The organism is Mucilaginibacter rubeus, assembly GCF_014643835.1.
Classification (GTDB): domain Bacteria; phylum Bacteroidota; class Bacteroidia; order Sphingobacteriales; family Sphingobacteriaceae; genus Mucilaginibacter; species Mucilaginibacter rubeus.
The window spans coordinates 477,703-491,310 of record NZ_BMKD01000003.1 but is presented as its reverse complement, the minus strand read 5'-3'; the positions used below and the strand labels follow the sequence as shown (position 1 = coordinate 491,310).

Here is a 13,608-nt window from a genome sequence, read left to right as displayed (position 1 = left end):
AGCGCCAATTTCTATTCTTTTCGACAAGTAATTTTAATATCTTTCCTTAAATAAAAATTAAAGTCTCCCCTTTAGGGGAGATTTAGAGGGGCTAACAATGATAAACTGGGGTATTATAGGTTGCGGCAACGTAACTGAAAAAAAGAGCGGGCCTGCATTTAAAAAAGTGGCGGGAAGTAATCTTGTGGCCGTTATGCGCCGCGATGCAGAAAAAGCGGCCGATTATGCTGCACGTCATGGTGTAGGCAAATGGTACAGCGATGCCAGTGAATTACTGAACGACCAGGAAGTAAACGCGATCTACATAGCCACCCCTCCCGCATCCCATCTCGATTATGCACTTACCGCATTAAAAAAAGGGTTAAACGTTTATGTCGAGAAACCGGTAACCCGCAATTCGGCCGAAGCAAGGGCTATGGCGGAGGCAGTAAAGGAAAGCAATTCAAAACTTACAGTTGCCCATTATCGCCGGGCTTTACCTATGTTTTTAAAGGTTAAAGAATTGATTGATAACCAGCTTATTGGCGCGATCCGTACTGTACAGATCAGGATGTGGCAAAGCCGCAAACCAACTTTGATTGCCGATGTGGAAACCAACTGGCGTGTACAGCCCGAATTATCAGGCGGCGGCTACTTCCATGATCTTGCCCCGCATCAGCTCGATTTGATGCTGTATTATTTCGGCGAGCCTGAAATGTATCATGGTTTTTCGCTCAATCAATCAAACTCAACACCTGCCGACGATCATGTTTGCGGACAGGTCCTATTTAAAAACAAGGTAGTAGTTAACGGTTCCTGGTGTTTTAATGTAGCCGAAAGCGAAACCACCGACACCTGCGAGATCATCGGGACAAAAGGAAAAATCACCTTCCCGTTTTTTGGCAATTACATCAGTTGGAAAACTGATACTGAAGAAGACACCATAGCTTTCACTCATCCCGAGCATATCCAGCAGCCTTTCATAACAAAAATAATAGCTTACTTTAATGGCGAAGGCCCTAACCCCTGCTCCATTGAAGAAGCAGTAACGCTGATGGATATCATCGACGCGTTTACATTAAAAAAATAAATGAAAAACCTAACCTTATCGTATCCGCTCATGCCGGCAGGGGCGGATAAAAATGTAGTTAAACCCTCAAAGGCATTTAAAAATCGTGTATATATCGCGGTAAGCGCTATTATATTATTCATCATTTGCTACCTGCTTTTGTTTTTGGGCTCGCTGGCAATAGCCATAGCATTTGGATACATAGGCGTAGCTTTTATAGTGCTTCATCCTGCATTTATAACGTTGGTAGTTGGAGCGGCGCTAATACTTTCGGGCCTTATGCTGGTTTACTTTGTGATCAAGTTTATCTTCAAACGCACGCGTGTAGATTATTCAGACATGATTGAAATTACCGCCGATCAGCATCCCGCATTGTTTGAATTCATATCTAAAATCACCATCGAAGCGCAGGCACCCAGGCCAAAACGCATTTACTTGTCTGCTGATGTAAATGCCGGAGTGTTTTACAGTTCAAGCTTTTGGAGCATGTTCCTGCCTGTTAAAAAAAATCTGAAAATAGGTTTGGGCCTGATAAATTCTGTGAATCTGTCGGAGTTTAAAGCAGTGATGGCGCACGAATTCGGCCATTTTTCACAACGAAGCATGAAAGTTGGCAGCTATGTATACAACTTTAATAAGGTACTTTATGACATGCTATATGACACCGAAGATTATAGCAATCTTATCAGCAGGTTTGCACGTGTGCACGGCGTTTTTAGCATGGCAGCATCTTTAAATATCAAGCTGATACAGGGGATGCAATACGTTTTGCGCAAAATCTATATAGTGGTCAATAAGGCCCATCTTGCATTATCACGGGAAATGGAGTTTCAGGCCGATGCTGTGGCTGCCTACGTAAGCGGATCAAACCATATCATATCCTCGTTAAAACGCATTGATATAGGACAAGCTTGTTATGAAAACCTTATCAATTATTCGCGTGCAAACCTTAAACAAAATAAACGGGCGGACAATCTTTATCCCCAGCATCTGGAAATGATCAGGCATTTTGCCAACTATCATAAGATTGAGATTGATGCGGCTGCGTTACCGATCATATCAGATGGCTGGAATTTGCCGGAAAGCAGCGAAATAGTAATTAAAAATCAATGGTCATCGCACCCTACCAACAACGAGCGCGAATTACATGCTAACCGCATCAACCTTACAACCACAACAGTAAACGAGCCCGCGTGGGTGCTTTTTGAAGATCCGCTACTGGTACAAACGCAACTTACCAATCACCTTTATGAAATTGTTAACACTGATAAAAATGCTGAAAGAGTTACAATCGAAGCTTTTAAACAGGATTTTTATGGTAAGATCGCTGAGAATTCATTTGATCCGCGATACAATAACTATTTTGATGACCGGTTAATAACTACGTTTAATATCGATGATGCATTAGCAAATCAGGATTACATCCGCGATCAAACTACCTTTGAGGAACTGCTGAATGCGGAAAACAGCAATTTGCCGGCGAAGGCCCGCCGCTTACAGGGGGATATCGATATATTTGATCAGCTTAATACGGCTGATCAAATCAAAACTTTTGATTTCCGCGGCACTAAATATCACCCCAACGATATTTATAACCTTCAGACATTGCTTAAATCGGAATATGAAACTGTGCAAAAAAGAATAGAAGAGTTGGACAAAAATCTTTTCTTATTTTTCTATATGCGCTCAACCGATACTCAACGCGAAATGCTAATTGCGCAATATAACAACCTGTTTAACTATCAGCAGGAGGCAGTAGCTGACTATGAAATGTATAATAATATTATGCGTGCGCTCGCGCCTGTTTATAATAAGATGACTGTTGAGCAAATTCATGACACCCTTGCTGAAGTTTATAAACAGGAGCGCTATGTAAAAAAACGCATGCACGAAACTATTACTGATGAAACAAGCAGGAAATATTTTAACGAAGAGCAGATCAAAATTTTAGAGGATTATCTCGCTGCTAAACATACTTATTATCTTGAACCAAGATACGATAACCAGGCTTTACAAAATTTCAACGAAGCTATGGAAGTGTATGTTTTGGGCATTGCCAAACGTAATTTTGAGATAAAGAAGGACTTGCTCAATTTTCAACTTCAGCTTGTTAATTAAAAAACCAGTGATGGTTTCTAAAACAGGCTCATTGAAAGCAGTTATAAACACTTCAATGAGCCTGTACCAGAGGCCTTTTATCAACTTTTCTTCTTCGGCACTTTGGCGCCTTCTTTTCGCGCTTCGGAAAGCCCTATAGCTACCGCCTGCTTTTTGCTGGTTACTTTTTTGCCGCTGCCGCTTTTCAGCTTGCCTTCCTTCATTTCGTGCATGGTTTTCTCAACCTTCTCTCCGGCTTTTTCTGAATACTTTGCCATAATGTTACTTTTTAAGTAAATGATAATATTACAATGCAAAATATTTGCCAAAACATACAATCAGCGGTAGTTTTTTAATAGTAGCAGCGACAATTTTAGTAGCAGTTACTGAGTGGCAGTTGCAGCATATATGGTAGCAGTTTTAACGACTATAATAGCAAGTACACCAAACTACGGCTGCTGCTCCTACTTAAAACTGCAACTGCTGCTCAATCCGGCATGATTTAAACCTTTCGCATTTTTCACCCGGTCTGTTCCCGATTATTACTTATCTTCAAACTTCTGAAATAATTACGTGTTAAGCCATCATAAATACCTCTACATTTGCCCTGTATGCCAACAAAAAAACTCATCGCTCCATTTTACGAACGTCTTGCTTTAGTACTTATTGGTTTTATGGCCCTGGGTTACCTGATTATTATGGGTAAGGATCTGCTTGATCCCATGATCTTTGGTTTCATATTCGCCATACTGTTGCTTCCCGTTTGTAATTTCCTGGAAAATAAGCTGAGATTACCCCGCAGCATGGCATCGCTGGTTTCTATATTATTATTGGTTGGTGTTGTTGGAGGGATCCTCTACCTGGTAGGGTCACAGATCTCAAACATGGCTAACGACTGGCCGATGCTTCAAAAGCAGGTAAAACAATCAATACAGGACTTGCAGCAATGGGTTCAACATGCTTTTCATGTTAACGCTGCCAAGCAAATGGCCTATGTTGATGACACCGCCAAAAAACTCATGGAGTCGGGCACTGATGTACTGGGCACTACTTTTGGTGCCATCTCATCGATCATGCTGTTTTATGTGTTCATCCTGATCTTCACCTTTTTTATACTGTTATACAGGCGTTTGCTCATCCGTTTTATGGTATGGGTTTTCAGAGATGAAAATGAGCACGTGGTAATGGATATTGTTGAAAATATTCAAAGTATTTTGAGGCAATATATATTGGGGTTACTGTTAGAAATGGTAATAGTAGCCGGAGTAGCCATTACCGTTTTTTGGATGATTGGTATAAAATATGCCGCTTTGCTGGGCATTATAGTCGGTCTTTTCAATATTATTCCATACATCGGGATCTTCACCGCCTTGCTTTTAAGTACTGTTATAACTTTTGCTACCGGCAGTATCAGCAACACTGTAGCGGTGGCTGTTAGTGTTATAGGTATTCACGCAGTTGATGCCAATTTTTTGCTGCCCACTATAGTCGGTTCAAAGGTTAGGCTCAATGCCCTCATCTCTTTTATAGGCATTATTTTAGGCGAAATGATCTGGGGCCTTTCGGGCATGTTCCTTTCTATTCCTGTTATTGCCATATTCAAGATCATATTTGACCGCATTGAAACACTTAAACCATGGGGATATCTGTTAGGTGGCGATTATGAATATAAAAAACCTGCTGCGAAGGCCATGAAAACAGAATAAATTCTCAAAAAAAGACAAACCTAAACCTGTAAACTTTCGTTTAAATATACTGAACTTTAATTTTGCAGAAACTGTTGCTCCCCCCCTAACAATGGAAATTGTAAGAGATACGCCACGTGCTATTTACAGGTGTAAAAAATGTAATGAGCCTTTAAAAACCAGGCGTAGGCGTAGCCTTGCATTAAAAATCACCCTGTTTTGGCTTCCCGTTCGCAAATTTTTTTGTGAACGATGCCTTAAAACCCGTTATGTAATGTAACTGTTCATAAAAACAGGCGGCATTTACTTTAATTATTTATGCATATCCTTAATTTAGTAGCGTAGCATACTAAAGCTAAATCTGCCTAAAATGAACCTCAAGTATAAATTACTGCCATTTTTATATATTTTCCTTTTCCCTGTAATTTTGGTTGCACAAACTCCAAAGGCCTCAACTTTCAGGCTGGTACCCTTAGGTGTGCTCGGAGGTATTGATGAAAGTAACCTATCGGCTTATATGCTTGCACCCAAAGGCAGCAATAATTACATCTGCCTTGATGCGGGCACAATCCATTATGGAATTGAAAAAGCTGTAACGTGTAAAAGCTTTAATGTACCCGGCAATGCTGTACTCAGGCAGTACATTAAAGGCTATTTTATATCCCATCCACATCTTGACCATATTGCTGGGCTTATCATTAATTCGCCCGAAGACAGCATCAAAAACATCTATGCACTTAATGATTGTATTGAAACGATAAAGACGCACTATTTTACATGGAAAAGCTGGGCCAATTTTGCCGACCAGGGTGAAACACCAGCACTGAAAAAATATCACTATAAAGTACTGGAACCCGGTACCGAAACAGCTATCGAAAATACCGAGCTTAAGGTCCGGGCTTTCCCGCTCAGTCACTCCAATTTAACCAGTACTGCTTTTTTGGTGAATAGCAATAACAATTATTTGCTTTATTTAGGTGATACCGGCCCCGACGAGATAGAAAAAAGCAGCAACATGCAAAACCTGTGGCAGGCCGCTGCTCCGCTGATAAAAAGTAAAAAATTAAAGGCTATTTTAATAGAGGTATCTTTCCCTAATGAGCAGCCGGATAAAACATTGTTCGGTCACCTTACGCCAAAATGGTTAATGGCCGAGATGGATAAACTGGCCTCGTTTACCGGCACAGATGCTATAAAAGGCTTAAACATTGTAATAACTCATTTAAAGCCGCCAATGACCAGCATCAGCAAAATCAAAACTCAGTTAAAAGCTGCTAATAAATTACAGCTAAACCTGGTATATCCGCAACAGGGAAAGGCCCTTAATTTTTAAACCTGAAACATCCATTACCATGAAAATACTTAAACCTGTTTTTTTATTCCTGTTGCTGGTAAGCAGCTTCAATTTATTTGCGCAGCAGGGCAAGGTACTTGAAGAGCAAAGCCTCAAAAGCAAAATTTTAAAGCGCAATGTAAATTACGCGGTTTATCTACCTCCGGATTATGAAACGGCTAACCGCACCTACCCTGTAGTTTACCTCCTGCACGGCTATACCGACGACCATACCGGCTGGCTGCAATTTGGCGAAGTTAACCGCTATGCCGATAAAGCTATTAGCGATGGCACTATCCCGCCCATGATCATTGTAATGCCAAATGCCGATTCGAGCTGGTACATCAACTCTTATGACAGTAAGGAAAAATATGAAGACTTTTTCATCAAAGAGTTTATGCCTTATATTGAAAAGGCATTGCGCATCAAGGCTGAAAAAAAATACCGGGGAATTGCAGGCCTTTCAATGGGCGGTTATGGAACGCTGATCTATACACTTAAACATCCCGATCTGTTTGCAGCCGGTGCGGCCTTAAGTGCCGCTGTATTTCCCGACGATCAGCTCGTAAGCACTCCTGATGATACTTATGAAAAAATATTTGCACAGCTTTACGGCCGGGGCTTAAAGGGGAAAGACAGGGTTAACAATGCCTGGCAAAGTAATTCGGTTTTAAACCTGGTGCAAACCAAAACTACCGATGAGTTAAAATCTGTAAGATACTGGATAGATTGCGGCGACGACGACTTTTTGAGCAAAGGCAACTGCCTGTTGCATATTGCCCTTACCGAAAAAAATGTACCGCATGAATTTCGCATGCGCGATGGCGCCCACACCTGGACCTACTGGCGTACAGGGATCACCAACGCACTGCAATTTATTGGTGATAGTTTCAGGCAAAAGTAGCAGATGCGCTGTTTTCAGATATGCGGATGTGTAAATGACGATTAATTGAATCAATTAGAATATGAGTATTATAAAAAGGATTTTGCTGGTTTGTTTATTGCTGATTTCGGCAAATGTATTTCCGCAAACTACCGGTAAGGTGATTGAAGAGCAATATATAAAAAGCGATATTTTAAATCATAATGTAAAATACGCAGTATACCTCCCTGCTGATTATGAAACATCAAACCGGACCTACCCCGTAGTATACCTGTTGCATGGTTATGGGGATGACCATACCGGCTGGCTGCAATTTGGTGAAGTTAACCGCTATGCCGATAAAGCTATTGCCGATGGTACCATTCCACCGATGATCATTGTAATGCCCGACGGGGGCACAAGCTTCTTTATCAATGCATACCAGGACAAACTAAACTATGAGGACTTCTTTTTCAAGGAGTTTATACCATCTATCGAAAAAGAATACCGTATAAAAGGTACTAAACAATACCGCGGCGTGGCGGGCTTATCCATGGGAGGCTTTGGCACACTGGTATATAGCCTTAAACATCCCGATATGTTCTCAGCAGCGGCGGCTTTGAGTGCTGCGGTACGTAGCGATGATGATTTTATGGCGATACCCGACGAGCGCTGGAAGGATGTATATAGCAAGGTATTTGGCCCCGATCTTAAAGGAAAAGAACGCCTTAATGCTACCTGGCAGGCTAACTCCATACTGGGATTGGTACAAAGCAAAACAACCGATGATCTGAAAAATGTGCGCTACTGGATAGATTGCGGTGATGATGACGCGCTAAGCAAAGGGAACAGCCTGCTGCATATAGCCCTTACAGAAAAGAAAGTGCCACACGAATTCCGCATCCGCGACGGAGCCCACAACTGGACCTACTGGCGCACCGGCATCACCGATGCATTAGCATTTATTGGTGATAGCTTTAGGCAAAAGTAGGACGTAGGAATATAATAAAATAGCTATTAAATCCTGAGGCCTCTGAAGATTGTTTCGGCCCCCCACAGGTCAGTCAACGCTTTGATCAGCACGCCCGGAGGCATAACGAGTGCGGTGTTGAAGCAAGTTACCCATGACAACTTAAAAAATGGGTGTCATAATGAGCCCGTCGAAGTATGGCGGGCAAGCCTCTGCACACGAGTCTTCGACAGGCTCAGACTGACAGGCCCTCTTTTGTCGTTTCACCTTCAGAGGCCCCTGGATTTAATCACTCAGCATTACTCTGGATGGAGTAATTTGACGCTAATCACTCAAAATATCTTCACATTTCTCTTTCAAAACCTTCAAACGGTTATTCAGTTCGGTCAACCCGGCATCATTACCAATGTTCTTATAAAGCGTTTTTATCAGGGCCAAAGTATTGTCGTCAGCATCGCAGGCCTGTGCCTTCTCCAATTGCGGCAGGGCTTTTTTAACAGCTTTAATGTATTCGGCATCTGTAGATGGGCTATTCAAAGGCTTATCAGCATCCGGGATATTTTTGAGATACAAGTACCCCAAAGCCCGGTGGGCCACATAATAATCAGGTTCGGCAGCAACAACGCGCTCGTATAGGGGTATTGCATTTACACTTTGATTATCATCTTCATAAAGCCTGGCCAGTGAATTGAAAAAATTGATCTTCACTTTGGCTGATAGTCTGGCTGTATCCTGCATAATTTGCCGGGATAATTCCATTGCCTTATCCTGTTCACCCTGCAAACGCGCCAAATTAAAGTCGAGGTATTTGTTGTAGGTATCTTCAGCAGTTTGGGCCTGTGTTAAGGTAACAGCCATTAATAAGATTATTACCGTCAGTATTTTCCTGGGCATGATTGCGGGCTTGGTTCTGAGCTATAACGCTGAAAGGGAGTGTTTAATATGAAAACCAAAACTATAAAACCTTAAACATTTTAACCAAAGGCAATACCACCCCATCAGGCATCGGCTGATCTATATTTTCCATGGCTTTGTATCCCATAGCTTCGTAAAGCGGCACACCGGGCAACGTAGCTCCTAATTGCAGGCTCTTAAAGCCGTTGTTTTGTGCAGCAGTTTCGCAAACCTTTATGATATAACTACCTATACCCCTCCGGGCATAGTTCGGATGAACAAAGAAAGCCCTGATCCTGGCAGCATCATGATTGGGATCAAGCAGCGGGTCTTCAATTTCTTTATGCTGATCGCCGCCGTAAAGGGTGTTGCGCTTACTCCAGCCTCCGCATCCTACAGTTACTCCGTCTATTTCAGCCACGTAATAAGTACCATCGGTAACCAATTGGGTATCCACTCCAAAAATATACTTAATAGCGCTTTCAATCTGCTGCTGATTATAATAATTAGTGCTTAATCCACGAACAGAAAGAGCGATCAGCCCCTGCAATTCGGGGATATCATTAAAAGTTGCCAGGCGGGCCGTAATAGTAGACATGGCGGTAAATGTAACGTTTTAGTAAATACCTCAACCCGCGCCATTAAAGAATTACCTTATTCTGAAAATTGAATAATTCTGTAATTCTGATTGGGACAGTTCCCCCTGGCGCAAAACACCTCTCTCCTCACACTGCAATATCATTTTACAAAAACAGTACATACACACTGCTTGTTAGTACGCATATTTGCAAAAACAAAAAACATGTCTACACTATTCTCTCCCCTCAAAATAAAAAACATCGAACTAAAAAACCGCATCGTAGTATCGCCTATGTGCGAGTATTCAAGCCAGGATGGTTTTGCCAACGACTGGCACCTGGTACACCTTGGCAGCTTTGCCACAGGCGGTGCAGGATTAATCATTACCGAAGCCGCCGCAGTATCACCCGAAGGCCGTATTACCTTTGCCGACCTGGGTTTGTATAAAGACGAACATGTTGAAAAACTAAAACAGATCACTGATTTTATAAAGGCACAGGGTGCTGTTCCCGGTACACAGCTGGCGCATGCAGGACGTAAGGCAAGTCACCAGGAACCATGGAACGGCGGCAAACAGGTTCCTGCCGATCAGCCAAATGGCTGGCAAAGTGTTTCGGCAAGCGCCATTTCTTTTTTTGAAAATGAAGAAGCACCGATAGCTTTAGACAAAGCGGGCATTGAAAAAGTAAAAGCCGATTTCAAAGCCGCTGCTAAACGGGCTGTTGATGCCGGTTTTCAAGTGATAGAATTGCATGGCGCACACGGATACCTGATCAATCAATTTCTTTCACCGTTCAGTAACCAACGTACAGACGAATATGGCGGAAGCTTCGAAAACCGTATCCGTTTACTCCTCGAAATAATTGAAAGTGTTAAGGAAGTTTGGCCCGAAGAGAACCTGTTGTTTGTACGGATTTCGGCAACGGAATGGGTAGAAGGCGGATGGACAGCCGGTGACTCGGTTGCATTAGCCACTATTTTAAAAGGCAAAAGTGTTGACCTCATTGACTGCTCAACAGGCGGCAACATACCAAATGTTAAAATTCCATTAACGCCAGGTTATCAAGTTGAATTTGCCGAAAAAGTTAAAAAAGAAAGCGGTATACTTACAGGTACGGTAGGTTTGATTACCAAATCGGACCAGGCTAACGAAATTATAGAAAACGAACGCGCCGATCTTGTGTTTTTTGCAAGGGAAATGCTTCGTGATCCGCATTTCGCCCTGCGCGCTGCACATGAGCTTGGCCACGAAATAAAATGGCCTGTTCAGTATGAACGCGCTAAATGGCATTGATTGGTTAATGGCTAATAGTTCATGGTTCATAGCAGTACCTGAAACTATTTCCCAAACTAATCCAACCATGAACAATGAACCATAAACTATGAACTAATATAAAAACCACACGCTATGAAACGTACAGCAAACGCCCATTGGAATGGTACATTACAGGCTGGCCAGGGAGAGATCACTACCCAGAGCACTGTATTAAACAAAACCCAGTATTCATTTAAAACCCGCTTTGCCGACGGCATCGGTACTAACCCTGAAGAGTTATTAGCTGCTGCTCATGCAGGCTGCTTTACTATGGCTGTTGGTGCTGCTTTAACCCAGGCAGGCTTTACTCCTAATGATTTAACTACCGATGCAATCCTTGACCTTGACATGCAAGCCTTAGAGGTTACAGGCATTCATTTAGAAATAAAAGGATCAGCAATTGATGGTGTTTCTGAAGAGCAATTCAAAGAAATTGCCGAAGGCGCCAAAGCTAACTGTATTATTTCAAAAGCGCTGAGCGTGCCAATTACTTTAAGTGTTACTTACGCTTAATCACATTTTATAAAATGCAAAAAGGGGATTGTGCTATGCATAATCCCCTTTCTATTGACACATCTTGTCATCCCCCTATCCACTCCTTTTTTTTTAAAAAAAAGCCGCCGGCAAACCGACGACTTTTCAGCACATATTAAATCAGGGGGTCAATAAGCTATATTACAGCATAAATACAAGCAACATGGTAATATGGACCAAAACGCTGAACGCGAAAAAACCAAGCAGTGTACGGATACCGGAGCCGCCCATGCCGGCTATAATGTTGGCAAAGAATAACACAAGAGTTACTGCCAGTACTGCTATCGGGGCATTGTAATAATACAGCAGAAAAGCAGGTACAGGCAAAAAGAGCACGCCTTGTGAAACAAGTGAAAACATGAACCAAACTGTTTTATTAGGGGCCTGGCTATCGGCAAAGGCCATTAACTTATTCCAGGTATTGTTGCCGGCTTTAGTATTGGCGGTGTTAACGGTATTGGTATTTGCAGCGGTCCATTCAGGAGCATTTATTTTTAAAGTTGCCATGATTGTTATCTTTTAATGATACAAAGATGGCTGGTACCGCTTACCTGTAACATGACCATGGCGCGTTAAAAAAATGATCGTGGTCACTTTCAAAAGCTGAAGGCTGAGAGCAAAATGCACCCTAATAAAAACCGGGTTAAGGCATTTGAACATTAACCAACTCACAATAGCATTACCATAAGCTATTGATTACTAATTTAAAAAGCTTTATTCAAAGCAGACTGATTACCCTCTAAATCAACCGCTCTCACTGTTAACTTGCCTTTACCAGCCGCACTCCTATCCACCACAAAATAATTTAACGGCGTAAAACCTATCCGTTTGCCATTATTGTAAATATTATAACCCAACACCCGCTTATTATCCTTAGATGCCTGCCATTTTAAGGTACCGGTAGCTTTGGCCAGTTTTACCTGCTTTGGGGCAGTGGGTGGTATTTTATCCGGGTCAAGTTGCGTCACACAGTTCATCAGCGCGCGGAAAGTGTGGTAAGTTCCCTTCCAGATCTGGCCTTTGAGAGCTGTTTTATACTGTGGTTGTTTATCTATGCCGCCCTGGTACCAGTCGCCATGTTCATGGTCAATGAGGTAGGTTTGCGTGTATAGCCACAGGGTTTTAAACTTTTCAAAGTACTGGTGCTTATCCTGCGGATACCTGGCAGCCATAATGAGCAGCGTGTTGAGCCCTTCTGCCTGCGCCCACCAGTTCTTGGTATCCTCAGTAATGGTAAGTCCGGGCTTATCTTTAAAGTAATAGCCCTCATCGTAAAAACCGCCCACTTTATTATCCCAACCATTATCCAACGCATCATCAACCATTTTTTTGCCCACCTGCAAGGTTTTGATATCCCCTTCAATACCTAAAGCATGTGAAGCTTCGAGCATCAGATAAGCCGTTTCTACATTATGTCCGTACGAAATATGGTCAAGGCTATGATGCTGCTTATAAACGGCAAGGGTAGAATCGTGGTAAGATACCGGTGTCCAATCGGGTTGAAAAAACAGGATAAGATTTCCCTTATCATTAGTGATCTTATCACGCACCAGCCTTAACATTTCTTTCAGGCGGATTTTAAGCAATTCATCCGGCCACACGCTGTATAATTCAGTAAACGCCTCCAGCAGATGGATGGATGAGTTTTGATCTTTATAACCCGTTTCGGCAGTAGATTTTATGGTTGCATCCCTCACAATTGGTGTTCCATCACGCTGCATATGCTGATAGTAACCCTTATAAACCGGATCGTGAGCGTGTTTTTCCAACCACCAAAAACATTGCTTAGCCAAATTTAATGCACTGGTATCGCCCGAGGCCTGGTAATATGCTGCAAGCGCGTAAATTGCAAAAGAATTACCATAAGCTTCTTTAGGAGCAAAACCACCCTGTTTGGGATTGCCTTGTTTATCCGTAAAAATGTAAAAGCCACCGTATTGCTTATCCCACAGCTTATCCCTCAAAAATTCATAGCCATGACGGGCTCCCGCTATGTAATATTTTTTTGCGGGGAAAAGTTCAGCGGCTTTGCTGTTGCTCCAAACGTGGCGTGCCTGGGTTACTATCATTTTATCCTGGTTACCTGTTGGCTTGAAATCATAGGTGAAAGCACTTAAAAAGCCACCATCGGCAGTATCAACAGCGGCCGGGTACCAGGGCTTAAGCAGTTCATCAACCATGGATATTTGCATTTCATGGGCTATCTTTTGCTTTTCGCTCTGATTATTTTGGGCAAATACAATCGACACTGCGCTGGTTAAAGCCGATAGCAATGTGATCTTCAATTTCAT

General features: G+C 42.4%; 13 protein-coding genes. 8 read left to right on the top strand and 5 right to left on the bottom strand.

What is annotated here, in order from left to right:
* The first annotated feature begins 97 nt into the window (after positions 1–97).
* Complete coding sequence (locus IEX80_RS12285; protein WP_188833062.1) at positions 98–1,069, top strand: Gfo/Idh/MocA family protein; 972 nt, start codon at positions 98–100, stop codon at positions 1,067–1,069.
* On the top strand, positions 1,070–3,166 hold the full coding sequence (locus tag IEX80_RS12280) for a M48 family metallopeptidase (RefSeq protein ID WP_188833061.1): 2,097 nt from the start codon (positions 1,070–1,072) through the stop codon (positions 3,164–3,166).
* A gap of 80 nt (positions 3,167–3,246) precedes the next feature.
* Here the strand turns inward: IEX80_RS12280 and IEX80_RS12275 are convergent, their stop codons facing one another.
* A complete protein-coding gene (locus tag IEX80_RS12275; protein WP_167516215.1) occupies positions 3,247–3,423 on the bottom strand; it encodes a DUF6496 domain-containing protein in 177 nt (58 codons plus the stop codon).
* 333 nt (positions 3,424–3,756) lie between these two features.
* Here IEX80_RS12275 and IEX80_RS12270 point away from each other — a divergent pair, with 333 nt between their 5' ends.
* From IEX80_RS12270 to IEX80_RS12255, 4 genes are all read left to right on the top strand, one after another.
* The gene (locus IEX80_RS12270) at positions 3,757–4,851 is read left to right on the top strand and encodes an AI-2E family transporter (RefSeq protein ID WP_188833060.1); all 1,095 of its coding nucleotides are present in this window, start codon (positions 3,757–3,759) and stop codon (positions 4,849–4,851) included.
* Positions 4,852–5,200: 349 nt separating this feature from the next.
* Positions 5,201–6,163, top strand: coding sequence for an MBL fold metallo-hydrolase (locus IEX80_RS12265; protein ID WP_188833059.1), 963 nt, complete (start codon positions 5,201–5,203; stop codon positions 6,161–6,163).
* 19 nt (positions 6,164–6,182) lie between these two features.
* Positions 6,183–7,067 carry an alpha/beta hydrolase gene (locus IEX80_RS12260; protein WP_176623218.1) on the top strand — a complete coding sequence of 295 codons (885 nt, stop codon included), beginning with the start codon at positions 6,183–6,185 and terminating at the stop codon, positions 7,065–7,067.
* A gap of 61 nt (positions 7,068–7,128) precedes the next feature.
* Positions 7,129–8,016, top strand: a complete 888-nt coding sequence (locus tag IEX80_RS12255; RefSeq protein WP_090523363.1) for an alpha/beta hydrolase — start codon at positions 7,129–7,131, stop codon at positions 8,014–8,016.
* Between the two features lie 303 nt (positions 8,017–8,319).
* Here the strand turns inward: IEX80_RS12255 and IEX80_RS12250 are convergent, their stop codons facing one another.
* Complete coding sequence (locus tag IEX80_RS12250; protein ID WP_229701614.1) at positions 8,320–8,889, bottom strand: tetratricopeptide repeat protein; 570 nt, start codon at positions 8,887–8,889, stop codon at positions 8,320–8,322.
* 61 nt (positions 8,890–8,950) lie between these two features.
* Positions 8,951–9,487, bottom strand: coding sequence for a GNAT family N-acetyltransferase (locus tag IEX80_RS12245; RefSeq protein WP_188833057.1), 537 nt, complete (start codon positions 9,485–9,487; stop codon positions 8,951–8,953).
* A 204-nt stretch (positions 9,488–9,691) separates the two neighbouring features.
* On the opposite strand from IEX80_RS12245, the gene IEX80_RS12240 reads away from it, so the two are divergent.
* Together IEX80_RS12240 and IEX80_RS12235 are read left to right on the top strand one after the other, a co-directional pair.
* A complete protein-coding gene (locus IEX80_RS12240; protein WP_188833056.1) occupies positions 9,692–10,762 on the top strand; it encodes an NADH:flavin oxidoreductase/NADH oxidase in 1,071 nt (356 codons plus the stop codon).
* A 114-nt stretch (positions 10,763–10,876) separates the two neighbouring features.
* Positions 10,877–11,296, top strand: coding sequence for an OsmC family peroxiredoxin (locus IEX80_RS12235; RefSeq protein WP_090523343.1), 420 nt, complete (start codon positions 10,877–10,879; stop codon positions 11,294–11,296).
* Between the two features lie 162 nt (positions 11,297–11,458).
* Here IEX80_RS12235 and IEX80_RS12230 read toward each other — a convergent pair whose 3' ends face one another.
* Positions 11,459–11,824 (bottom strand): hypothetical protein, encoded by a 366-nt coding sequence (locus IEX80_RS12230; RefSeq protein WP_188833055.1) that lies wholly within the window; start codon positions 11,822–11,824, stop codon positions 11,459–11,461.
* Positions 11,825–12,021: 197 nt separating this feature from the next.
* A complete protein-coding gene (locus IEX80_RS12225) occupies positions 12,022–13,608 on the bottom strand; it encodes an AGE family epimerase/isomerase (RefSeq protein ID WP_188833054.1) in 1,587 nt (528 codons plus the stop codon).